Annotated in this window: 22 protein-coding genes; 16 read left to right on the top strand and 6 right to left on the bottom strand. The window is 68.5% G+C overall.

Annotated features, from left to right (window positions below):
- Position 1: 1 nt before the first annotated feature.
- The 3 genes from CJ177_RS38050 to CJ177_RS38040 all read left to right on the top strand — a co-directional run bounded on the left by CJ177_RS38050 (position 2) and on the right by CJ177_RS38040 (position 2,549).
- Positions 2-832, top strand: a complete 831-nt coding sequence (locus tag CJ177_RS38050; RefSeq protein ID WP_025432933.1) for a transglutaminase family protein — start codon at positions 2-4, stop codon at positions 830-832.
- Between the two features lie 64 nt (positions 833-896).
- Positions 897-1,670: an aquaporin gene (locus CJ177_RS38045; protein WP_095870184.1), complete on the top strand. Its 774-nt coding sequence runs from the start codon at positions 897-899 to the stop codon at positions 1,668-1,670.
- A 117-nt stretch (positions 1,671-1,787) separates the two neighbouring features.
- Positions 1,788-2,549, top strand: coding sequence for an SGNH/GDSL hydrolase family protein (locus CJ177_RS38040; RefSeq protein ID WP_005248005.1), 762 nt, complete (start codon positions 1,788-1,790; stop codon positions 2,547-2,549).
- Between the two features lie 5 nt (positions 2,550-2,554).
- Here CJ177_RS38040 and CJ177_RS38035 read toward each other — a convergent pair whose 3' ends face one another.
- Positions 2,555-3,118 (bottom strand): type II toxin-antitoxin system PemK/MazF family toxin, encoded by a 564-nt coding sequence (locus tag CJ177_RS38035; RefSeq protein WP_005248003.1) that lies wholly within the window; start codon positions 3,116-3,118, stop codon positions 2,555-2,557.
- A 65-nt stretch (positions 3,119-3,183) separates the two neighbouring features.
- Here CJ177_RS38035 and lepA point away from each other — a divergent pair, with 65 nt between their 5' ends.
- Positions 3,184-5,076: a translation elongation factor 4 gene (gene lepA, locus CJ177_RS38030; protein ID WP_005575144.1), complete on the top strand. Its 1,893-nt coding sequence runs from the start codon at positions 3,184-3,186 to the stop codon at positions 5,074-5,076.
- Between the two features lie 72 nt (positions 5,077-5,148).
- Positions 5,149-6,087, top strand: a complete 939-nt coding sequence (locus CJ177_RS38025; protein ID WP_025432931.1) for a nitronate monooxygenase family protein — start codon at positions 5,149-5,151, stop codon at positions 6,085-6,087.
- Positions 6,088-6,145: 58 nt separating this feature from the next.
- On the opposite strand, the gene CJ177_RS38020 is transcribed toward CJ177_RS38025, so the two are convergent.
- Positions 6,146-8,101, bottom strand: a complete 1,956-nt coding sequence (locus CJ177_RS38020) for a glycoside hydrolase family 15 protein (protein ID WP_025432930.1) — start codon at positions 8,099-8,101, stop codon at positions 6,146-6,148.
- An 86-nt stretch (positions 8,102-8,187) separates the two neighbouring features.
- Between CJ177_RS38020 and CJ177_RS38015 the strand changes: the two genes are divergently transcribed.
- The 8 genes from CJ177_RS38015 to CJ177_RS37980 all read left to right on the top strand — a co-directional run bounded on the left by CJ177_RS38015 (position 8,188) and on the right by CJ177_RS37980 (position 15,461).
- A complete protein-coding gene (locus tag CJ177_RS38015; protein WP_005247996.1) occupies positions 8,188-8,370 on the top strand; it encodes a hypothetical protein in 183 nt (60 codons plus the stop codon).
- Between the two features lie 87 nt (positions 8,371-8,457).
- Positions 8,458-8,586 carry an Ms4533A family Cys-rich leader peptide gene (locus tag CJ177_RS49580; RefSeq protein WP_368681004.1) on the top strand — a complete coding sequence of 43 codons (129 nt, stop codon included), beginning with the start codon at positions 8,458-8,460 and terminating at the stop codon, positions 8,584-8,586.
- A 182-nt stretch (positions 8,587-8,768) separates the two neighbouring features.
- Positions 8,769-9,800, top strand: a complete 1,032-nt coding sequence (locus CJ177_RS38005) for a sulfate ABC transporter substrate-binding protein (protein ID WP_095870183.1) — start codon at positions 8,769-8,771, stop codon at positions 9,798-9,800.
- Between the two features lie 7 nt (positions 9,801-9,807).
- A complete protein-coding gene (gene cysT / locus CJ177_RS38000) occupies positions 9,808-10,689 on the top strand; it encodes a sulfate ABC transporter permease subunit CysT (protein WP_061045298.1) in 882 nt (293 codons plus the stop codon).
- A complete protein-coding gene (cysW, locus tag CJ177_RS37995) occupies positions 10,686-11,492 on the top strand; it encodes a sulfate ABC transporter permease subunit CysW (protein WP_095870182.1) in 807 nt (268 codons plus the stop codon). The genes cysT and cysW overlap by 4 nt, the downstream gene beginning before the upstream one ends.
- Complete coding sequence (locus CJ177_RS37990; RefSeq protein WP_025432929.1) at positions 11,489-12,502, top strand: sulfate/molybdate ABC transporter ATP-binding protein; 1,014 nt, start codon at positions 11,489-11,491, stop codon at positions 12,500-12,502. The genes cysW and CJ177_RS37990 overlap by 4 nt, the downstream gene beginning before the upstream one ends.
- Before the next feature lie 25 nt (positions 12,503-12,527).
- On the top strand, positions 12,528-13,910 hold the full coding sequence (locus CJ177_RS37985) for a sulfatase (protein WP_095870181.1): 1,383 nt from the start codon (positions 12,528-12,530) through the stop codon (positions 13,908-13,910).
- 57 nt (positions 13,911-13,967) lie between these two features.
- The gene (locus CJ177_RS37980) at positions 13,968-15,461 is read left to right on the top strand and encodes a UDP-N-acetylmuramoyl-L-alanyl-D-glutamate--2,6-diaminopimelate ligase (protein WP_095870180.1); all 1,494 of its coding nucleotides are present in this window, start codon (positions 13,968-13,970) and stop codon (positions 15,459-15,461) included.
- Here CJ177_RS37980 and cysC read toward each other — a convergent pair.
- From cysC to CJ177_RS37960, 4 genes are all read right to left on the bottom strand, one after another.
- Positions 15,458-17,341, bottom strand: a complete 1,884-nt coding sequence (gene cysC / locus CJ177_RS37975) for an adenylyl-sulfate kinase (protein WP_095870179.1) — start codon at positions 17,339-17,341, stop codon at positions 15,458-15,460. The genes CJ177_RS37980 and cysC overlap by 4 nt on opposite strands.
- Positions 17,341-18,294: a sulfate adenylyltransferase subunit CysD gene (gene cysD / locus CJ177_RS37970; protein ID WP_061045295.1), complete on the bottom strand. Its 954-nt coding sequence runs from the start codon at positions 18,292-18,294 to the stop codon at positions 17,341-17,343. Before cysD ends, cysC begins: the two co-directional genes overlap by 1 nt.
- Positions 18,291-19,094, bottom strand: coding sequence for a Stf0 family sulfotransferase (locus tag CJ177_RS37965; RefSeq protein ID WP_005247975.1), 804 nt, complete (start codon positions 19,092-19,094; stop codon positions 18,291-18,293). Before CJ177_RS37965 ends, cysD begins: the two co-directional genes overlap by 4 nt.
- Before the next feature lie 249 nt (positions 19,095-19,343).
- Positions 19,344-20,204 (bottom strand): universal stress protein, encoded by an 861-nt coding sequence (locus CJ177_RS37960; RefSeq protein ID WP_005247973.1) that lies wholly within the window; start codon positions 20,202-20,204, stop codon positions 19,344-19,346.
- Between the two features lie 159 nt (positions 20,205-20,363).
- Here CJ177_RS37960 and CJ177_RS37955 point away from each other — a divergent pair, with 159 nt between their 5' ends.
- The 3 genes from CJ177_RS37955 to CJ177_RS37945 all read left to right on the top strand — a co-directional run bounded on the left by CJ177_RS37955 (position 20,364) and on the right by CJ177_RS37945 (position 22,148).
- Positions 20,364-20,765, top strand: coding sequence for a DUF1801 domain-containing protein (locus tag CJ177_RS37955; protein WP_025432928.1), 402 nt, complete (start codon positions 20,364-20,366; stop codon positions 20,763-20,765).
- Between the two features lie 121 nt (positions 20,766-20,886).
- On the top strand, positions 20,887-21,393 hold the full coding sequence (locus CJ177_RS37950) for a sigma-70 family RNA polymerase sigma factor (protein ID WP_005247969.1): 507 nt from the start codon (positions 20,887-20,889) through the stop codon (positions 21,391-21,393).
- Positions 21,390-22,148 carry an anti-sigma factor gene (locus CJ177_RS37945; RefSeq protein WP_061045292.1) on the top strand — a complete coding sequence of 253 codons (759 nt, stop codon included), beginning with the start codon at positions 21,390-21,392 and terminating at the stop codon, positions 22,146-22,148. The genes CJ177_RS37950 and CJ177_RS37945 overlap by 4 nt, the downstream gene beginning before the upstream one ends.
- Positions 22,149-22,275 lie beyond the last annotated feature (127 nt).

Below are 22,275 nucleotides of genomic sequence, written 5' to 3'. Positions count from 1 at the left end.
TATGAGAGTCGTGCACACCACCGGGTATGCCTACGACGCACCGGTCACGTCCTCGTACAACGAGGCGCGACTCACCCCACGCGGTGACAGTAGGCAGACGGTGATCCTGAACCGGGTCGAGACGACGCCGGCGACGCGGTCGTACCGCTACACCGACTATTGGGGCACCGCCGTCACCGCGTTCGATCTCCATGCGCCGCACAAGGAACTCGAGGTCACCGGTCTGTCCGTGGTCGAGACCGAACCGTTCTGGGAGCCGGAGGAGAAGGCGGACTGGGACGAGCTGGCCAGCCCCCCGCTCACCGACCGGTTCAACGAACAGCTCAGCAACACCACGTTCGTGCCGCGCAACCGCAAGCTCGACACCATCGCCCGGGACCTCCGCAAGGGCCGCACCCCCGACGAAGCCGTTGTCGCGGCGGCGGACTGGGTGCATCGGGAGATGGATTACGTTCCGGGCACGACCGGCGTCCACACGTCCGCGGTCGACGCCTGGGCCGAACGGCAGGGCGTCTGCCAGGACTACGCGCACCTGACGCTGGTCCTTTTGCGCAGCATGGGAATTCCGAGTCGCTACGTGTCCGGCTACCTGCACCCGAAACCCGATGCGGCGGTGGACGACACGGTGGCCGGGGAGAGTCACGCGTGGGTCGAGGCGTGGACCGGTGCGTGGTGGGGATACGACCCCACCAACGCCGTCGCGGTGAACGAACAGCACGTGTCGGTGGGTATCGGACGCGACTACGCGGACGTTCCGCCGCTCAAAGGCATCTTCTCCGGTGGCCGGGCGACAGATCTCGAAGTCGTCGTGGAGATCACACGCCTGGCGTAAAGTGCCAGCCAGATCTATCTGTGGAAAGCAGGACTAACGATCCATTTCGACGAAGGTGGGTTCAATGTCTCCAACCGCACAGGAATACGTAGAAGTCGAACCGATCTCGGATCTCAAGAAATACGTAGCAGAGGCGGTCGGAACGTTCGTACTGGTCTTCGCGGCGGTGGGTACGGCGGTCTTCGCCGGAGCCAAGGTCGGGAACCTCGGTGTGGCACTGGCATTCGGACTGACGCTCCTCTTCCTCGTCTACGCCATCGGCCCCATCTCGGGCTGCCACGTCAACCCGGCCGTCACGGTCGGACACCTCGCTCTCGGCCGGTTGTCCGTCGTGAAGGCGGGGTTGTACGTCGTCGCCCAGGTCATCGGCGGTCTCGTCGCCGGTGTGGTGGTCTACGCGATCGCCCAGAGCCTGCCCTCGTACAACCGGGCCGCCGACGGTCTCGGCGCCAACGGCTGGGGCGCCCACAGCCCGTCCGCCATCAAGGGACCGCTCGGCGGGGTCATCGAGAACGGGTACGGCATCGGTGCGGCGATGATCGTCGAAGTCCTGCTCACCGCGCTGCTCGTGTTCGTGGTCCTCGCATCCACCGACCAGATCTCCGACGTCCCCCTCGCCGGTGTCTCCATCGGTTTCACGCTCGCCGTGATCCACCTCGTGTCGATCCCGATCGACAACACGTCCGTCAACCCCGCCCGCAGTCTCGCCGTCGCGCCCTACCAGAACGGCGCGCTCGCCCAGGTCTGGCTGTTCATCGTGTTCCCGTTGATCGGTGGCGCGGTGGGAGCGCTGGTGTACCGGTCGCTGTTCGGCCGGTACGACCGACTGCAGAGCTGAGCACCGACGAGCAGGGGCCTGCGGGCCGCAATTCTCACGTGCGTCGTTCTCGCGCTCACCGGGGCGGTCCCGGCGACCGCGACCGCCGAGGACGCACCGCGGCGGGGACCGACATATGTGGCACTCGGCGACTCCCGGGCGTCCGGGCCGCTCATCGAGTTCTCCGCGCACCGCGACCTGTGCCTGCGATCACCGGACCTGAACTACCCGGCGAAGCTGGCGCAGCTGATCGGCGCGGCCACCGTCACCGACGTCACCTGTTCCGCCGCGAAACCCGCCCACGTGATCAGCACGCCGCAGTTCGTGGGGACGGGATTCGCTCCGCCGCAGATCGGCGCGCTCCGCCCGGACACCGACGTCGTGACGCTCAGCATCGGCGGGGGCGGTTCCAATCACCTGCCCGTGTCGGTGCGCTGCGGCGCCGTCGTTCCCGGCACAGATGCCGGTTGCCGCAACGACCCACGGGCGGAGCAACTCGCGGTCGAGGGGATCGCGCAGATGGCGCCCCAGGTCGACGCCGTGGTGGCTGCGATCGTCGCGAAGGCGCCGAACGCCGAGGTCTACCTGATCGGGCACGGCGGTTCCGTCGGACGACGCGGCTGCTGGCCGAACATGCCCGTGTCCGACGCCGACGCGGTCTGGCTCGAGCGATACTTCGCACGGTTCAACCAGATCTACGTCGATGCCGCGGCCCGGTACGGCGTGCACTACGTCGACATCGCGAAGGCCGCCGTGGACGGTGGGCACGACGCCTGCGCGCCGGCGGGACAGCGATGGTTCGAGGGCATCCTGCCGCAGTCACCCGCCGAACCGGCACATCCCAACGCGCTCGCGATGACCGCGATCGCCGAGATGATCGCCGAAGATCTGGGCCGGTGACCGCGTCACTGCCAGCTGAAGTCCGCCCGCAGACGGCGTGCCACGATCTCGAAAGTGTCCCGGGCCATCACGGCACCCTCGCGGCGGATCCCCGCCTCCGGCACGTCCAGCACCCGGTCCAGGCGGATCCAGCTCGGACGGCCCTCCGCATCCCACGCCCCCGAGCCGACCCCGATCCAGTCCCGGTCGCCGTCGTGCTTGCTCTGCGAGGACAGCATCAACCCCAGCAGGGTGTCGCCGTCGCGTCCGACGACGAGCACCGGGCGGTCCTTGCCCTGGCTCGGATCCTCCTCGTACGCCACCCACGTCCAGACGATTTCGCCGGGATCCGCGCGACCGTCCAGGTCGGGGGAGTACTCCACCTTCCGCGCCCGATGGGCTGTCGGGGCGGAGTTCGCGGTGACCGGACGACTCGGGGCCGGCTTCGGCGCGGCGGCCGTCGACCCGGTCAGGACACCGGCCGCGCGGTCCAGCGCGCCGGACTTCTGCAGCTGCTGGAGAAGCTGCGGGCCCTTGTCCCGTGCAAGTCGGCCCAACGTCTTCCCGATGCTGCTCCACGTGCTCGCCATGGCCGCCGAGCTTAGTGCGTGTATGCCGCGGCAGCCGCAACGCGGTGGCTTGGATATCCTGACAGGTGACAGTGGTCCGGAACCGGGCCGGTGCCGGTCCAGGTAAGGGGTCCCCCATCAGCAGCTTCGCCGACAAGACGTTCACGGATCCTGCCCGGATCCGGAATTTCTGCATCATCGCGCACATCGATCACGGCAAGTCGACGCTGGCCGACCGCATGCTGCAGCTCACCGGTGTGGTCGAGGAGCGGCAGATGCGTGCCCAGTACCTCGACCGCATGGACATCGAGCGCGAGCGTGGCATCACGATCAAGGCCCAGAACGTCCGGCTCCCGTGGAAGGTGGGCGACGAGGAGTTCGTCATCCACCTCATCGACACCCCCGGGCACGTCGACTTCACGTACGAGGTCTCGCGCGCACTCGAGGCCTGCGAGGGTGCGGTCCTGCTGGTGGATGCCGCGCAGGGTATCGAGGCCCAGACTCTCGCCAACCTGTACCTGGCGATGGAGAAGGACCTCACCATCATCCCGGTGCTCAACAAGATCGACCTGCCCGCCGCCGACCCCGACCGGTACGCCGAGGAGATCGCGCACATCACCGGGTGCGAGCCGGGTGACGTGCTGCGCGTGTCCGGCAAGACCGGTGTGGGCGTGAAGGAACTGCTCGACGAGGTCGTGCGGCAGATTCCCGCCCCCGTCGGCGACCCCGACGGTCCGGCGCGCGCCATGATCTTCGACTCCGTGTACGACGCCTACCGCGGAGTCGTCACCTACGTGCGCGTCGTCGACGGCCGGATCTCGCCGCGCGAGAAGATCACCATGATGTCGACGGGCACCACCCACGATCTGATCGAGGTCGGCATCATCTCGCCCGAACCGAAGGCCAGTATCGGCCTCGGCGTCGGCGAGGTGGGTTACCTCATCACCGGTGTGAAGGACGTCCGGCAGTCGCGGGTCGGCGACACGGTCACCGCCGCGCGCGGCGGTGCGACCGAACCCCTCGTGGGGTACCGCGACCCCAAGCCGATGGTCTACTCCGGCCTCTACCCGCTCGACGGTTCGGATTACCCTGTGCTGCGCGACGCCCTGGACAAGTTGCGGCTCAACGACGCCGCCCTGGCCTACGAGCCGGAGACGTCGGTGGCGCTCGGGTTCGGGTTCCGTTGCGGATTCCTCGGACTGCTGCACATGGAGATCACCCGCGACCGCCTCGAGCGCGAATTCGGGCTCGAACTGATCTCGACCTCGCCGAACGTCGTGTACCGGGTGGTGATGGAGGACGGCTCCGAGCACGTCGTCACCAACCCGTCGTACTGGCCCGAGGGCAAGATCCGCGAGGTCTACGAGCCGATGGTGAAGTGCACCGTCATCGCGCCGAGCGAGTTCATCGGCGCGATCATGGAGCTCTGCCAGAACCGGCGCGGCGAACTCGGCGGCATGGACTACCTGTCCGAGACCCGGGTCGAGCTTCGCTACGAGATGCCCATGGGCGAGATCATGTTCGACTTCTTCGATGCCCTGAAGTCGCGCACCAAGGGGTACGCCAGCCTCGACTACGAGGAGGCCGGCGAGCAGCAGGCCGACCTGGTGAAGGTGGACATCCTGCTGCAGGGTGAGGCGGTCGACGCGTTCTCGTCGATCGTGCACCGCTCCGCGGCCGGCGCGTACGGCGGACGGATGACGTCGAAGCTGCGTGAGCTGATTCCCCGGCAGCAGTTCGAGGTGCCGATCCAGGCGGCGATCGGGTCGAAGATCATCTCGCGTGAGAACATCCGCGCGATCCGCAAGGACGTGCTCGCCAAGTGCTACGGCGGCGACATCAGCCGTAAGCGCAAGCTGCTCGAGAAGCAGAAGGAAGGCAAGAAGCGGATGAAGACGATCGGCCGGGTCGAGGTTCCGCAGGAGGCCTTCGTGGCGGCGTTGTCGTCCGAATCGGTCGGGGACAAGCCGAAGAAGTAACGCGACCGCTCGGTTGTTCTCCTCCGTCGACGTCTGATCGAAAGGACGTCTGATCGAAAGTAGGTGCGGCACGTGGCCCTCGAAACCTGGCTCACCCGGACACTGGGAATCGAGGTACCGATCTTCGGAGCCCCGATGGGCGGACGGGCCGGCGGGGCCCTCGTCGGCGAGGTGTCGAAGGCGGGTGGGCTCGGCCTGCTCGGCGCGGCGCGCTACGCCACCCCGGAGTGGGTGGCGAAGGAGACGGCGGTCGCGCGGAGCATCGGCGGCGACGCCCTCGGGATCGGGTTGATGACCTGGGCGCTCGACGACGACGACGCTCTGCTCGACGCCGCGCTGGCGGAGAACCCGCGGGTCGTGTCGCTGTCGTTCGGTGATCCCGCCCCGTACGTGGAGCGGGTACACGCCATCGGAGCGCTCGTGGTGTCGCAGGTGAACACGATCGACGATCTACGCGTCGTGGAGGCGGCGGGCGTCGATTTCGTCGTCGCCCAGGGCGGCGAGGCGGGCGGCCACACCGGCCGGATCGGGACGTTGCCGCTGCTACAGGAGATCCTGGACGCCACCGCGCTGCCCGTGCTCGCCGCGGGCGGTATCGCGACCGGCCGCGGTCTCGCCGCCGTTCTCGCCGCCGGGGCGGACGGCGCGATGATCGGGACGGCACTGCTGGCCAGCCCCGAAACCATCGGACCGGACTACGCCCGCGACAAGCTGATTGCGGCGGGCAGCGCCGACACCGTGTACACGTCGGTGTTCGACCAGGCGCGCAGCCAGCCGTGGCCGGCCCGGTGGGGTGGCCGGGCCCTGAGCAACGAGTTCACGTCCCGCTGGCACGGCGCACACGCCCCCGACGCCGAACTCGCCACGGCCTACGACCCCGCGAATCCCGACCTCGGTGTCGTGTACGCCGGGGAGGCGGCGGGTCTCGTCACATCGGAGCGGCCGGCGGGTGTCGTGGTGCGGCAGATCGCCGCTGACGCGGAGCGGTTGCTGCACCGTTTCGCGGAATAGCCCGTAGCGCCGAATCCTCGGCCGGATCACCCCTCAACCGGAGGCGGTCGGCGCCTGATCACACCGCGTAGTGGGCGGGGTGGAAGCCGCTCGCCGCGGCCTCCTCGGCGCGGATGACGTGAACGACCGCGTTGATCAACGCCAGATGGGTGAACGCCTGCGGGAAGTTGCCCAGGTGCCGCCCCGACTCGGGATCGATCTCCTCCGCGTACAACTCGAGGGGGCTGGCGAACCCGAGGAGCCGCTCGCACAGGCGTTTGGCGCGGTCGAGCTCACCGATCTCCACGAGCGCCGACACGAGCCAGAACGAACAGATCGTGAACGTGCCCTCCTTGCCCGTCAGCCCGTCGTCCGTGGTCTCCACCCGGTAGCGCAGCACCAGCCCGCCCTCGGTCAGCTCGTCCGCGATGGCGAGCACGGTGGCGCGGATGCGCGGGTCGTCGGCGGGCAGGAACCGCAGGAGCGGAGCGAGGAGGAGTGAGGCGTCGAGTTCGTCGCTGCCGTACCGCTGGGTGAGGACTCCGCGTGCGTCGACGCCGTGCTCGAGAATGTCGGCCTTGATCTCGTCGGCGAGTTCGGCCCACTGGTCCGCGTAACTCGTCTCGCCCTGCTGTTCGGCGAGTTTCGCGCCCCGGTCGAGCGCCACCCAGCACATGATCTTCGACGATGTGAAGTGCTGCGGCTCGCCGCGCACCTCCCAGATGCCGCGGTCGGGGAGCTGCCAGTGCTCGATCGCCTCCTCGACCTGACGTTTGAGCATCGGCCACAGCGTCTCGGGCACCCGCTCGCGCGATCGCACGTGCAGGTACACGGAATCGAGGATCGTTCCCCAGATGTCGTGCTGGTCCTGGTCGTACGCACCGTTTCCGATCCGGACCGGACGCGCGCCGTCGTGGCCGGACAGGTGCGGCAGCTCCTCCTCGACGAGGGTCCGCTCGCCGCCGACGCCGTACATCACCTGCAGCGGCCGGTACTTGCCGTCGTCGGCACTGGACACGTCGTAGAGGAACGCGAAGAAATCGTCGGCCTCCCGGTCGAGTCCGAGGCTGTACAGACCCCACAGGGCGAACGTCGAATCGCGCACCCACGCGTAGCGGTAGTCCCAGTTCCGTTCGCCCCCGGGGGTTTCCGGAAGCGACGTGGTCGACGCGGCGAGCAGTGCGCCGGTGGGGGCGTACGTCAACCCCTTCAGGGCCAGGGCGCTGCGTTGCAGGTAGCCACGCCACTTGTGGTCGGGGAATCGGCCGGTCGTGATCCATTCCCGCCAGAACTTCGCCGTCTGCCACATCTTCTCGGCGGCCTCGTCGTACGTCTGCGGCGCAGGCAGGTGCGACCAGGACAGTGCGACGAACACGTTGTCGTCCTCGACCATCCGGGTCCGGGCGCGGGCCTCGCGCCCTTCCAGCCCGAGCTTCATGTTGCTGGTCAGCCGGAGTGTCGGGTGGTCGCCCGGACCGCTCGACTTGCAGGTGGCGGTGGCTTCCTCGTAGACCTTGCCGGTGTACTCCCACACCGCGTCGCCGCGGTGGTAGTCGAACGCGGGCTCGCAGCTCATCTCGAGGTCCACGGTGCCGTTCACGCACTTGACGGTCCGCAGCAGGACGTGTTCGGCATCCCAGTCCGTGGGGGTGCGGCGGCGGGAGCGGGACCGCTGCTCCACGTTGTGCCACGGGCCGAGCACGAGTGCGTCGCGGACGATCAGCCATCCCGTCTCGGTCTGCCACGTCGTTTCGACGATCAGTCCGCCCGGCAGGTAGCGGCGGGCGGCGGGCACGTTCTGCCCGTACGGTGCGATCCGGAAGTGGCCGGCGCTGCGGTCGAGGACGGCGCCGAAGATGCTGGGAGAGTCGGGCCGGGGGATGCACATCCACTCGACGGCCCCGTTCCGGGCGATCAGGCAGGTGGTCTCGCAGTCCGACAGGAATGCGTAATCGTCGATCGGCGGAAACGCGCGACGGTGGCGATGCGCGGCGGAGCGGGGCCGGTCGTCCGAGTGCGCGTCGAGAGACACCATCTGCTCATCATCGGCCGTCGTCGTCGCGGCGTCCACCTGTGCGCCGACCACGTGCCGGCGAACGATAGGGTGGCACGGTGGACCGGATGGCGAGTTGGTGGGACGGCTTCGAGCTGTGGATCGCCGGGCTCCCGTTCGTTCCGCAGGTCGCCCTCGTGCTGCTGGTGATGGTGCCGGTGTGCCGAGGACTGGCGTGGCTGCTCGATCGTGGCCTGGCCGCAGTCTTCGTCCTGCTCAGACGGGACGTCTCGAAGGTGGAGGAACCCTGATGCCGCGCTCACGCGTCACACTCGCGCTGCTCGCGCTGCTCGTCCTCGTCGTCGTCGCATGGCTGGTCACCCGGTAAATCCCGTTCGATGTGGGCGGTTGGTTCAGCCTCTGCTACAGTCCACGGCGTGTCTGAAGCCGCTGTACACCAGGTCCGCCATGAATTGGCGTTGATCGCTGTCGGCATGCTCGCAGTCGCCGACATCGACTGTTGTTGATTTCTCCTCGCACACAGCACTGCGCGCGGGTGACACCGTGCACGCTCGACCGGTCTCGCGCTGCTGATTTTCGTTCGCATTCCCGATTCCCGCTCGGGCGATCCCTGCGCTCCTCCTCTCGCACCACCCCTCACGTTTTTCGCACCACCCCTCTGTGACAGATCCCCAGGAAGGTTTCTCCCATGAAACGCCGTTCTCGTCGTCTTCTCACGGCCCTCGTGACGCTCGGAGCTGTGGCGCTGACCGCGTGCAGCGGCGGCGCCAGCGACACCGTCGGTGGCGACTCGGCCGGTGCCGACGGCAGTGCGGGCACCATCAACCTGTACGCGTACGCCGTGCCGAAGCCGGGCTTCGACAAGCTGATCCCCGCGTTCAACGCCACCGACGAGGGCAAGGGCGTGGCCTTCCAGCCGTCCTACGGTGCCTCCGGTGACCAGTCCCGCAAGGTCAAGGACGGCGCCGAGGCCGACTTCGTCAACTTCTCCGTCGAACCCGACATCACGCGGCTCGTCGACGCCGGCCTGGTGGACAAGAGCTGGAACCAGGACGCCTACAACGGGATTCCGTTCGGTTCGGTCGTCACCATCGTCGTGCGCGAGGGCAACCCGAAGAACATCCGCGACTGGGACGACCTGTTGCGGCCCGACGTCGAGGTCGTGACCCCCAACCCGTTCAGCTCCGGATCCGCGAAGTGGAACCTGCTGGCACCGTACGCGGCGAAGAGCAACGGCGGTCAGGACCCGGACGCCGGTCTGGCCTACATCACGTCGCTGGTGAACGACCACGTGAAGATTCAGCCGAAGTCGGGCCGCGAGGCGTCGGAGGCGTTCCTGCAGGGCACCGGTGACGTGCTGCTCAGCTACGAGAACGAGGCGCTGTTCATCGAGGGCAACGGTGACCCCGTCGAGCACGTGACCCCGCCGACCACGTTCAAGATCGAGAACCCGGTCGCGGTGCTGTCGAACAGCAAGAACCTGGAGAAGGCCAACGCGTTCAAGGACTTCCTCTACACCACCGAGGGCCAGAAGCTGTGGGGCGAGGCCGGATTCCGCCCGGTCGATCCCGCGGTGGCCACGGAGTTCGCCGACAAGTTCCCCGAACCGGCCAAGCTGTGGACCATCGCCGATCTCGGCGGCTGGTCCAAGGTCGACTCCGAGGTGTTCGCCAAGGACACCGGGTCCATCGCAGTGATCTACGACAACGCAACCAAGTAAGACCGACGTGAGCGACACGACGACGGCGACGGGCGGACGCGGCACCACGGTGCCGTCTCCGCCCGTTCCGCCTACGCGCAAGAAGGTCGCCCGGGTCACCGGTGCGGTGGGACCGCTCGGCATCGGTATCGCGACGCTCTGGCTGAGCATCATCGTGGTCCTGCCACTCGCCGCGCTCACCGTGGCCTCGTTCGGCGACGGGATCGCCGGCTTCGTGGACGCGATCACCTCGCCCGTGGCGGTGGCGTCCCTGCGCGTCACCGTCGTGGTGTCGGTGGTGGTGGCCGTGATCAACGTGATCATGGGCACGCTCATCGCATGGGTGCTGGTGCGCGACGAATTTCCCGGCAAGCGGGCCGTCAACGCGCTGATCGACCTGCCGTTCGCGCTGCCGACCATCGTGGCCAGCATCGTGCTGCTGTCGCTGTACGGCCCGGAGAGCCCGATCGGCGTCCACCTCAACGCGACGCAGCCCGGTCTGATCGTGGCACTGGCATTCGTGACATTGCCGTTCGTGGTCCGCTCGGTGCAGCCGGTGCTGATCGAGGTGGACAGGGAAGTCGAGGAGGCCGCGGCCTCACTCGGCGCGGACAACTGGACGATCTTCCGGAGCGTCGTGCTGCCCACCCTGACCCCGGCGATCATCAGCGGCGCGGGGCTCGCGTTCGCCCGCGCGATCGGCGAGTACGGATCCGTCGTCCTGATCGGCGGAAACATTCCCCGAGAGACCCAGGTCGCTTCCCAGTACATTCAACAGCAGATCGAAATCGATCGGCCGGCCGCCGCGGCGGCCGTGTCGGTGGCTCTCCTGGCCATCGCGTTCGTGACGTTGTTCGCCCTCCGGGTCTTCGCCAGCCGGGGGCAGCGTCGTGAGGAGCAGGCGGAATGAAGCTCTCTGGGTCCACCCGGATCGCCCTGCGCGCAGTCGCGCTGCTCTACCTGTTCGGCCTGCTGGTGGTGCCGATCGTCATCATCCTGTTCCGTACGTTCGAGAACGGGATCGGCGCCTTCATCCAGTCGATCAGCACCCCCGCCGCGATCTCCGCGCTCAACCTGTCCCTGCTGATCGTGGCCATCGTCGTCCCGGTCAACGTGGTGTTCGGGATCGTGACGGCACTTGCGCTGGTGAGGGGCCGCTTCCCCGGCCGCGGCCTGGTGCAGGCGGTGGTCGACCTGCCGTTCGCCGTCTCACCCATCGTGGTCGGTGTGTCGCTGATCCTGCTGTGGGGTGCCAACGGCTGGTTCGGCGGGCTCGAATCGCTGGGGTTCAAGGTGATCTTCGGGCTGCCCGGCATGGTCATCGCCACCCTCTTCGTGACGTTGCCGTTCGTCGTGCGGGAGGTGGAACCCGTCCTGCACGAGATCGGCGAGGAACAGGAACAGGCCGCCGCGACGCTCGGCGCGAGCCGCTGGCAGACGTTCTGGCTGATCACACTGCCCGCCATCCGCTGGGGCCTGACCTACGGTGTGGTCCTGACCGTCGCCCGCTCGCTGGGCGAGTTCGGTGCGGTGATCATGGTGTCCTCGGGCTTCCCCGGTGTGTCCCAGACCCTGACCCTGCTCGTGCACTCGCGCTACATCGACGACCACAACACGTTCGGTGCGTACTCCGCAGCCACCCTGCTGATGGGCATTGCGCTGATCACCCTGCTTCTGATGACTCTGCTCGACCGCAAGAGGAGCACCACATGATTACCGTGACCGGCGCCCGGAAGAACTACGGGTCCTTTGCTGCTCTCGACGACGTCACCATCGACATCCCCTCGGGTTCGCTGACCGCGCTCCTCGGGCCGAGTGGTTCGGGCAAGTCGACGCTGCTCCGATCCATCGCCGGCCTGGAGTCCCTCGACTCCGGCACCGTCGTGATCGGCGGGAACGACGTCACCGACATCTCCCCGCAGAAGCGGGACATCGGCTTCGTGTTCCAGCACTACGCGGCGTTCAAGCACATGACGGTGCGCGACAACGTCGCGTTCGGTCTGAAGATCCGCAAGCGGCCCAAGCCGGAGATCGACCGGAAGGTCAACGAGCTTCTCGAGATCGTCGGCCTCGACGGCTTCCAGCACCGCTATCCGGCGCAGCTGTCGGGCGGTCAGCGTCAGCGGATGGCGCTCGCACGGGCCCTTGCCGTGGACCCGAAGGTGCTTCTCCTCGACGAGCCGTTCGGCGCGCTCGATGCGAAGGTCCGCACGGATCTGCGCACCTGGCTGCGCCGCCTGCACGACGAGGTGCACGTGACCACCGTGCTGGTCACCCACGACCAGGAGGAGGCGCTCGACGTCGCCGACCGGATCGCGGTCCTCAACAAGGGCCGGATCGAGCAGATCGGCGAACCGGAGGACCTCTACGACCGTCCGCGCAACGACTTCGTGATGTCGTTCCTCGGGTCGGTGGCCAAGCTCAACGGTCAGCTGGTCCGGCCGCACGACATCCGCCTCGGCCGCGATCCCGACCTGGCCCTCGCGCAGGAGGCCGGCACGGCCGAATCGCTCGGCGTCACGCGGGCCACCGTCGAGCGAGTGGTGCACCTGGGATTCGAGGTGCGGGTGGATCTGCGTAACGAGGCGACCGGTGAACCGTTCTCCGCGCAGGTGACTCGTGGCGACAGCGCGGCGCTCGGCCTGCAGGAGGGCGAGACCGTGTACGCGCGCGCGACGCGGGCACCCGAACTCCCGGAGGCCGAAGTTCCGGTCTCCCTGTAACTCCCCGCCGATGTAGGAGGCGACTGTGGCGACCCCGGTGAATCCCGTCCGTGACAACGTTCTGATCGTGCATTGGCACGATCTGGGCCGTCATCTCGGGTGTTACGGCGCGTCGGGGGTGCGGAGTCCGAACCTGGACCGGCTCGCGGCGGAGGGTGTGCTGCTGACGGACGCGCATGCGGCGGCGCCGCTGTGCTCGCCGTCGCGTGGCGCCCTGTTCTCGGGCCGGTACCCGCACAGCAACGGGCTGATCGGCCTCGCACACCACGGCTGGCAGTACCACGACGACGTCCGCACGCTGCCGTCCCTGTTGGCGGAGGCGGGCTGGTACACGGCACTCTTCGGGATGCAGCACGAGACCGCGTATCCCAAGCGGCTCGGCTTCCACGAGTACGACGTGACGAACTCGTACTGCGAATACGTCACCGATCGGGCGTCGCGGTGGCTGGCGCGGTTCCCTCCGCAACCGTTCCTGCTGACCGCAGGTTTCTTCGAGACGCACCGCCCGTACCCGCTCGACCGGTATGTCCCCGCCGATCCCGAGGGTTTCGACGTTCCGTCGTACCTGCCCGACCGGCCGGAGGTCCGCGAGGATCTGGCCGGATTCCACGGGTCGATCGAGGTGGCCGATGCGGCCGTCGGCAGGTTGCTGCAGACGCTGGACGACGAGGGGCTCGACGACAGCACGTGGGTCGTGTTCCTCACCGACCACGGCGAGGCGTTCCCCGGTGCGAAGTCGACACTGTATGCGCCGGGCACGGGAATTGCGACGATCATCCGGCCACCACGGAGGTTGCGGGCGGCGCCCCGCGTCTACGACGACCTGTTCAGCGGGGTGGATCTGGTTCCCACCCTCCTCGATCTGCTGGGGGTCCCGATCCCCGCGGCCGTGGAGGGCGTCTCCCACGCCGGGCAGTTGCTGGGCCGGTCGGAGTCGACGGCGCGCGACGTCCTGTTCACGGAGAAGACCTTCCACGACAGCTTCGATCCCATTCGCGCGGTGCGCACCAAGCAGTTCAGCTACATCGAGAACTACGCACCCCGGCCCAAGCTCGATCTGCCCCTCGACATCGAGAACAGCCTGTCCGGTGCGGCGCTGGGCACCGAGCATCTCCGGCCGCGTCCGAGCCGGGAACTCTACGACCTGGTCGCCGATCCCGGCGAGCGCGACAACCTGGCCGACACCGAGGACTTCGCCGGGACACAGGCCGAGTTGGCGCTGGAACTCGCGACGTGGCGGCGGGCGACGGGCGACTCGATCCCGAGCGAGGCGGAGGGAACGGCCTACGCCCGGAAGGCCATGGAGGAATATCTCGCCACACTCGGCCGGGTGCCGGACGTGCGTTCGGCCTACAGTTCGGAACGCGGAATCCACGACGAGCCCCGGAGCGACATAGCCGCCGGGTAGTGGGCGGATGATGCGGTTTCGTCGCCGCGACCTGCACGGCAGTGGTGCACTGGAAGCGTGAGCGTCGACTGCCCGCGGTGCACCCCGCCGAAGTTGCTGCGCGAGATGGTGCGCCGCCTCGGCCGCTCGGCGACGCTCCGCGGGTCCGGCGAGGCAGCGGTGACGGGTATCAGCCAGGACTCTCGTCTCGTCCGGGTCGGCGACGTGTACGCGGCGCTGCCGGGGCGGCACCGGCACGGGATCGAGTTCGCGGTCGAGGCGGCAGCGCGCGGTGCTGTCGCGATGCTCAGCGACCGCGGGTCGGACGTCCTGCCGACGATCGTGGTCGACGATCCGCGTCGTGTTCTCGGTCCGTTGGCAGCGTGGGTCTACGGCAATCCGTCCGAGGCACTCGACGTCTACGGCGTGACCGGGACGAACGGGAAGACCAGCACCGCGTACCTGCTGGACGCGGGACTGCGTGCGGCAGGTGTCGCCACCGGCATGATGACGGGGATCACCGTCCGGGGACCGGACGGGTCACGCACCGCGACCCGGACGACTCCCGAGGCGTGCGAACTCCAGCAGACCCTCGCCGCGTTCGCCGAGCACCGGATCGGCGCCGTCGCGATGGAGGTGTCGAGCCATGGCCTCGCCCTGCACCGAATCGACGGAACGTCGTTCCGGGTGGGGGTGTTCACCAACCTCGCCCGCGACCATCTGGACTTTCACCCCGACATGGACGCGTACTTCGCGGCGAAGGCCAGATTGTTCGAACCGGGGCACTGCGCCGCGGCCGCCATCGGCATCGACGACGAGTTCGGACGTCGCCTCGCCGCCACCGTCACCGTGCCCCGCGTGACGTTCTCGTCGAGGACGGCGGCGGCCGACGTCCACGCGTCCGCCGTGCACGCGGACGAGCGCGGCACGTCGTTCACGCTCCACTGTGCCGGGGTGCGGAAACCGGTGCGGCTCCGGCTACTCGGAGTGCACCAGGTGGACAACGCACTCGCGGCGATCGCCGCCCTTGCGGCTCGCGGCGTGGACCTCGACTCGGCGGTCGCCGGGATCGAGAACCTCGACACGGTGCCCGGACGCCTGGAAGCGGTGGACGCGGGCCAGCCGTTCCTCGCGTTCGTCGACTACATGCACAACACGGCCGGACAGCGACGTCTGTTTCCGTACCTCCGCTCGCTGACACGAGGCCGGGTCATCGCCGTCGTCGGGGCGACCGGTGAGCGCGACCCCGGCAAGCGGGTCCCGCTCGGCGCGACCGCAGCCCGTTTCGCCGACACGGTCATCGTCACAGACGAGAGCCCGTACTCCGACGACGCGCAGCTCCTGCGCGAGGACGTGGCGCGAGGAGCACGCAGGGGTGGCGGCGCCGACGTGCTCGTCCTTCCCGACCGCGCCGAGGCGATCGTCGCCGCCGTCACCCTCGCTTCGCCGGGCGACGTCGTGGTCGTCGCAGGCCGCGGGCACGATCGGGTTCAGGCGTACGGACCGCACCGACGTGTGTTCGACGACCGGACCGCGCTCCACGAGGCGCTCCTCCGGCTCGCCGCACGCTAGGCGGGCAGCGTCTCGTGCCGGGCGAGTTCGGCGAGAATCCGCGCGACGAGGTCGTCGAGATCGGCGCCGGTGGTGTCGAACGCGAGATCCGGGTCCTCGGGGGCCTCGTACGGCGCGTCGATCCCGGTGAGACCGCGGAGTTCGCCTGCCCGCGCCCGGGCGTAGAGCCCCTTGGGGTCACGCCGTTCGCACTCGTCGACCGGCGTGCTCACATGGATCTCGAGAAATGGCAGTCCCGCGGCCTCGTTGAGCGCCCGCGCGATCGCGCGGTCCGAGCGCAGCGGCGACACCATCGACGCGATGGCGACCACCCCGGCGTCCGCGAACAACCGGGTGAGGTGTCCGACGCGGCGGATGTTCTCGGCCCGGTCGCCGGGCGAGAATCCGAGGTCGTCCGAGATGCCGTGCCGCACGTTGTCGCCGTCCAGCAGGTAGGCGGTCCGTCCGGCGTCGACGAGGGTCCGTTCGAGCGCGACCGCCACCGTCGACTTCCCGGACGCCGGCAGTCCGGTGAGCCAGATGGTGGCGCCCCGCTGCCCGGTCGCGGACCAGCGCCGATCCCGCTCCAGCGACGACGGGTGCCACTTGATGTCGTGCCGGGTCTGCTCGCCGGGCACGACTTCCCGGGCTTCGCTGACGGTGCCGGCGCCGACGGTGTCGTTGCTCTGCTCGTCTATGAGGATGAACGCGCCGGCGTCGCGATTGGTGGCGTAGGGGTCGGGGAGAACCACCGTGCTCGTCCGGAGCGTGATCCGGCCGATGTCGTTGAGGGCGAGTTCGCTGGGGGAGTCGTGTTCTTCGAGGGTTTCCGGATCGAGCCGGGTGTGCAATTCCTGAACCGTGGCGCGCACGGTGCGGCTGGTGTGCTTGAGCGCCACCCGGTCACCTGCCCGCAGCGGTGTCTCGCTCAGCCAGCACACCGTCGCGTCGATCTCGCGGGCCGGGGCGGGGGCGGCCGCGTCGGCGGCGGCGCTCACGACGAGGTCGCCGCGGGCGACGTCGAGGTCGTCCGCGAGTTCGAACGACACCGACAGCGGGGCCACCGCGACGGACCGGTTCGGATCGAGGGTGTCGAGGCCGGTGACCGTGCTGCGGGAACCCCCAGGCAGAACCACCACCTCGTCCCCGACGGACAGGGTGCCCGCGGACAGCCGGCCGGTGTAGCGGCGTCGCCGGTCGTCCGTGGGACGCGCCACCCACTGAATCGGCAGTCGCAGCTCGGACGCGGCCGCGGACGGCGCGGCGAGTTCCACCTCCTCGAGATACTCGAGGATCGTGGGCCCGTCGTACCAGGGTGTCGAATCCGACCGCATGACGACGTTGTCGCCACGGGTGGCGGACACCGGGATCACCGTGAGGTCGCGGCCGCCGAGGCGCTGCGCGAGCAGACCGAGTTCGGATTCGACTTCCTTGAACCGGGTCTCGTCGAAGTCGACGAGGTCGATCTTGTTGACCACGGCGACCAGGTGCGGCACGCCGAGAAGGTCGGCGATCCGCGCGTGGCGGCGGGTCTGCCGGAGCACCCCGGCGCGGGCGTCCACGAGCAGCACGGCCACGTGGGCGTTCGACGCACCGGTGAACATGTTGCGGGTGTACCGTTCGTGCCCCGGCGTGTCCGCGAGCACGAAACTGCGGGTGGGTGTGGAGAAGAACCGGTACGCCACATCGATGGTGATGCCCTGTTCGCGTTCGGCGCGCAGCCCGTCGGACAGGGCGGCGAGGTCCGCCTCGCCGTCGGCGTTCGTCACGGCCTCGAGGTGGTCGGTGGGCAGACTGCCGGTGTCGTGGAGGAGGCGGCCGATCAGGGTGCTCTTGCCGTCGTCGACGCTGCCCGCGGTGGCGAGCCGCAGCAACTGGCGGGGCCGGCTGGTGGTGGTCATCAGAAGTACCCCTCGCGCTTGCGGTCTTCCATCGCGGCAACGGAAGTTCTGTCGTCGGCCCGGGTCTCGCCGCGTTCGGAGACCGTGGCCGCGGCGATCTCCTCGATCACGCCGGCGACGTCGCCGGCGGCGGAGCGCACGGCACCGGTGATGGTCAGGTCCCCGACCGTGCGGTACCGCACCCGGAGCCGTTGCACCAGTTCGTCTTCGGTGGGCAGCGTGTACTCGGACAACCCAAGCAGGATGCCGTCGCGCTCGAACACCTGCCGCTCGTGGGCGAAGTAGATCGACGGCAGCGCCAGGTTCTCGAGTTCGATGTAGCGCCAGATGTCGAGTTCGGTCCAATTGCTCAGCGGGAACACGCGGACCTGTTCACCGCGGCGAATCCGCCCGTTGTACAGCGACCACGGCTCGGGCCGCTGCGAACGCGGATCCCACTGCCCGAACTCGTCGCGGAAGCTGAGCACCCGTTCCTTCGCGCGGGCCCGTTCCTCGTCGCGGCGCGCGCCGCCGAACGCGGCGTCGAAGCGGTGCTCCTCCAGGGCGTCGAGCAGGGTGCGGGTCTGCAGCCGGTTCCGGGACGTGCCGGGGCCGCCCGATTCGGTGACGCGGCCCCTGTCGATCGACTCCTGCACCGACGCGACGATCAGCCGGTGACCGTCCTCCGCGAGCCGGCGATCGCGGAACTCGATCACCTCGGGGAAGTTGTGCCCGGTGTCGACGTGCAGGACGGGAAACGGCAACGGGGACGGCCGGAACGCCTTCTCCGCCAGCCGCAGCAACACGATCGAGTCCTTGCCCGCCGAGAACAGTAGAACCGGCCGCTCGAGTTCCGCGACCACCTCGCGGATGATGTGCACGGCCTCCGCCTCCAGCGCGCGGAGTTCGTCCACCCGTGCCGCGGCGGTGACGGCGGCGCGGTGCCGCGGTGCCGCGGCGCCGACGACGGTCACAGCGGAAGTCCGTTCGCGGCGGCCTCGGACCGATACCGCAGGGCCCACTCCGTGGAGCGGCCGTCGCTCTGCCGCTTCAGCGGCGGCGGGGGCGCGAGATCGGCGTCGAGTCCCAGTTCGACGAGCACCTTCGCCGCCGTCGCCTGCGGCGCCGCGACGAGATCGTCGAAACCGATGTCGATGTGGTCGAGCCCCTCGGCCTCGAACCAGTTGCGCCACTGCTCATCTTGATCGCGCAGAATGCGGACGAGGTGCGCGATGCCGTCCGCGTGGTACTCGGCGCCGTCGTGCGGGGCGGGCGGCGTGGCGTCGTCGCGCCACACCTGAGTCTGCACCGCCCGCCACATCGACACCGCCTGCGCGACGACGTCACGCCGGTAGACATGGATGAAGGCGAGGTCGCGGCCCAGGATGTCGTCGAGGGCGGACCGGAGGTCGTCGCCGGACCGGTCCGTAAGTCCGGCGGCGCGGTCGAGGACGAGCGGCACCTGGTTCCACATCAGCTTTCCGCCCCACACCCCGTTGGGCGTGCGACCGAGGCTGAGGAGTTGATCGCGCCACTGCTCCGCGGTGCGGGTGTCGGCGGTCCCCGGTTCGAGCGGGGCGAGCAGTGAGAGCACCGCCTCGTCGGTGACGCCCTCGAACCACTGCCGCGGCTGCGGCGATCGACTGGTGGACGGCAGGTACTGGAAGAACTCCTCGGGGTTGCCGGCCACGGTCGTGGCGCGAAGGGATTCGACGAGCAGAGTGCTGCCGCTGCGCTGTGACGCGCACACGAGATATGAGCGTGGCTCCGACATGCCGGAAACTATAAACGCGAAATTCGGTGCCGAAATCTGGAGGAAATCGAATTAGCGTGATTGAAACACTTGGCATTTTCTGCTGCATGTGAGTGTCCGATATATGCGCCGTGACGTTATGCGTTTCGGCAGTTCAGGGCAGTGTTCGGGCATAGGAATTCGGATCGCGCCTCGCCGGGGGAATGGCGCCGCGAAGCGTGAATATGAATCAGGCTGATCGAAAAGGGGAGAAACGGATCCTGCCGGTGTTCAGCCTTTTCGGCAGATGAGCACCGGGCACCGAGCGTGGTGGATGAGGCTCTGGCTCGTCGAGCCCACGATCGACGCGGTGAACGGATTTCGCCCGTGACTGCCGACCGCGATCAACTGTGCACCGAACGAGTACTCGAGGAGCACCTTCATCGGCCCACCACGCTCGAGGCAGCGCGTGACCTCGACATCGGGATATTTCTCGTGCCACCCCGCGAGGCTCTCGGCGAGCCACGCCTCCTCGTGCTGGACCAGGTCGGACCAGTCGGTGAAGCGTCTTTCCTCCGAGTACCACGCACCGAGGGTGGAGTGCTCGGCCCAGGTGTGCACCGCGACGAGGGGAGCACCGAAGAACGCCGCGAACTCGAACGCGTGGGCCACCGCCATGTCGCTCAGTTCGCTGCCGTCCACACCCACCACGACGGGCCGGGTTTCGCTGACCTCGTGGCCCTGGATGCCGCGCCAGACGACGACCGGGCATTCGGCTCGATTCGACACCCGCACGACATCGGAACCGGCAACCACCGATTTCATCTCACTCGTGGCCGCGGGCCCGAGAACCAGCATCCGGGCCGTCTTGGACAGTTCCACCAACGCGTGGGCGGGCGGACCGGGGTGGGTGCTGCGCTCCACGTCCAGGTCCTGCTGCCCGTCCAGGACGATGCGCTCGGCGGCGTCGAGGAACTCGTCCCCTTCGGGGTGACCGTCCGCGGAATTCGGATGCTTGGGTAGCACGTGGACGAGGCGCAGCGGCTCCTCGAAGCGCCTCGCCGCGGATGCCGCCCACGCCGCCGCTTCCAGCGCGCCGTCCGATCCGTCGATGCCTGCCACGATGCCGCGTCGAATCCGTGCTGTGCTCATGGGGGTGCTCCTCACCTCCATTCCAGTTTGGTCCAGGACGGCGCCGACGCGCCAGAGGTAAATCGGTCGGCAGCCGATCCCGGCACGATCGAGGCGGTCGGCGTGGATACTCGAGTGACCTGCGAGCAACAACAGCCAGAAGGAGCGCGACAGCCCACCATGAAGAAGCGGACGAGCGGCTCGGAAGAGGGAGGCGGAGGTGACTCTCCCTCGCAGTTGATAGATGCGCGAATCGAGGAGCTGGGTGATTGGCGGGGCGAGACGCTCGCCCGGATCCGTGCCCTCGTCACGCAGGCCGACCCCGACGTCGTCGAGGAGTGGAAGTGGCGAGGGGTGCCGGTGTGGTCGCACGCCGGAATGATCTGCACCGGTGAGACGTACAAGAAGGCGGTGAAGGTGACGTTCGCCCAGGGCGCCTCGCTGGACGACCCGTCAGGACTCTTCAACTCCAGCCTCGAAGGCAACACCCGGCGTGCCATCGATTTCCACGAGGGCGACACGATCGACGAGAAGGCGTTCCAGGCGCTCGTCCACGCCGCCGTGGCACTGAACACCTCCTAATGTACGGGCCAAGGGTTTTCGGCCGCTGCGACCCGGCTCACCTGGGGTTTCCCTGTGTTTCGGTGGCGCGGTGAACCGGAGGCGCGGGTGAACCGTGTGTACTGCTGGGAGGTGGTGACCGATGCCGGATGCCCAGACGGAGCTGATGCACGCCCTGTACGAGGAGCATGCCCCCGCAGTGTGGCGGTATGCCCTGCGGCTGACCGGCGACCGCGCCCGCGCCGAGGACATCGTGCAGGAGGTACTGCTGCGAGCCTGGAAGCATCCGAACGTGCTCGACCAGTCGGAGTCGTCGGCTCGGGCGTGGTTGTTCACGGTCGCCCGGAACCTCGTGTTCGACGAGCACCGCAGCGCCCGCTCCCAACGTGAGATCGGGATGAGCTCCACACCCGAACGCGCTGCACCGGACAGCTCGGACGGCGCTCTCGACGCCTGGATGATGGGTGATGCGCTGGCCCGGCTCAGTCCCGACCATCGTGCGGTTCTCGTGCTCGGCTACTACCGGGGAATGTCGACCAACCAGATCGCCGACGAACTCGGAATACCGGAGGGAACGGTGAAATCCCGCATGCATTACGGATTGCGGGCCCTTCGATTGGCTCTGCAGGAAATGGGGGTGACCCGATGACGTTCGACGACTTCGAGTCGCATGAGGATCCCTACGTCCGCTGGGACGCCGCATACGTGCTCGGTGCGATGTCCCCGAGCGATCGGCGCGAATACGAGGCCCACCTCGCCCACTGCGCACAGTGCTCGCAGGCCGTGTCCGAGCTGGCGGGCATGCCCGGGTTGCTGGCCCTGATCACACCGGAAGAGGCGTTCGGCACGCTGCCCGGGAACGCTGTGCCCGAGGACGAGGAGTCGCCCGCACCGCGTGTGCTGACCCAGTTGGTGGGCACGGTGCAGCGGCGCAGACGCTACCGGCGAGCGGCGACGGCCCTCGCAGCGGCGGCCGCCGTGGTCGCCGTCGCCGTCCCCGTCGGGGTGCTGGTGACGCAGGACCACCGACCGGCCGCCCCGGTGACGGCCATGCCCCTCCCGGACCGCGCGAACACCACCGAGACGGTGTTCACGCCCGTGGTCCCGACGACGATCACCGCGAGCGCATCCGTCGCGTCGACGTCCTGGGGCACGGTCATCTTCGTCGAGTGCTCCTACGAGGACACGTGGCCCGGCGACGGTCGCTACGGCGCCGACACCGAGGGGTACGCGCTGACCGTCACCGACCGCTCCGGAGTGGTCACCACACTGGCCACCTGGACCGGTGAGGCCGGCAGGACGGTGCGGCCCACAGCCACCACCAGCCTGCCCGTCGACGCGATCGCGAGCATCGACGTCCGATCCGACGACGACCATCAGGTATTGCTGACCACGGCGTTGTGAGCGGGCTGCCACGGAGTCGGGTCGGTTTTCGTACCTCCTGCTCGCTCCACCGCCGTGTTTCGTTCGTCACGAACGTTTCCGGAAAAATGTTCTGCCACCGGTGAACCCGACCGGTCCGTGGTTCGTG

The organism is Rhodococcus sp. ACPA1 (assembly GCF_002300195.1).
Taxonomy (GTDB): Bacteria; Actinomycetota; Actinomycetes; order Mycobacteriales; family Mycobacteriaceae; genus Rhodococcus_F; species Rhodococcus_F opacus.
The sequence above is the reverse complement of the archived record's forward strand: the minus strand, read 5'-3'. Positions and strand labels throughout refer to the sequence as shown.

Coding starts and splice junctions, on each gene's coding strand:
- CJ177_RS38015 (WP_005247996.1), top strand. CDS start 8,188: ATGGCGAGTTGGTGGGACGGCTTCGAGCTGTGGATCGCCGGGCTCCCG.
- CJ177_RS37960 (WP_005247973.1), bottom strand. CDS start 20,204: ATGAGCACAGCACGGATTCGACGCGGCATCGTGGCAGGCATCGACGGA.
- cysC (WP_095870179.1), bottom strand. CDS start 17,341: ATGACCACCACCAGCCGGCCCCGCCAGTTGCTGCGGCTCGCCACCGCG.
- CJ177_RS49580 (WP_368681004.1), top strand. CDS start 8,458: ATGTGGGCGGTTGGTTCAGCCTCTGCTACAGTCCACGGCGTGTCTGAA.
- CJ177_RS37950 (WP_005247969.1), top strand. CDS start 20,887: ATGCCGGATGCCCAGACGGAGCTGATGCACGCCCTGTACGAGGAGCAT.
- CJ177_RS38035 (WP_005248003.1), bottom strand. CDS start 3,118: ATGGCGAGCACGTGGAGCAGCATCGGGAAGACGTTGGGCCGACTTGCA.
- CJ177_RS37965 (WP_005247975.1), bottom strand. CDS start 19,094: ATGTCGGAGCCACGCTCATATCTCGTGTGCGCGTCACAGCGCAGCGGC.
- CJ177_RS37990 (WP_025432929.1), top strand. CDS start 11,489: ATGATTACCGTGACCGGCGCCCGGAAGAACTACGGGTCCTTTGCTGCT.
- CJ177_RS37955 (WP_025432928.1), top strand. CDS start 20,364: ATGAAGAAGCGGACGAGCGGCTCGGAAGAGGGAGGCGGAGGTGACTCT.
- CJ177_RS38005 (WP_095870183.1), top strand. CDS start 8,769: ATGAAACGCCGTTCTCGTCGTCTTCTCACGGCCCTCGTGACGCTCGGA.
- CJ177_RS38050 (WP_025432933.1), top strand. CDS start 2: ATGAGAGTCGTGCACACCACCGGGTATGCCTACGACGCACCGGTCACG.
- CJ177_RS38020 (WP_025432930.1), bottom strand. CDS start 8,101: ATGGTGTCTCTCGACGCGCACTCGGACGACCGGCCCCGCTCCGCCGCG.
- CJ177_RS38045 (WP_095870184.1), top strand. CDS start 897: ATGTCTCCAACCGCACAGGAATACGTAGAAGTCGAACCGATCTCGGAT.
- CJ177_RS37945 (WP_061045292.1), top strand. CDS start 21,390: ATGACGTTCGACGACTTCGAGTCGCATGAGGATCCCTACGTCCGCTGG.
- cysW (WP_095870182.1), top strand. CDS start 10,686: ATGAAGCTCTCTGGGTCCACCCGGATCGCCCTGCGCGCAGTCGCGCTG.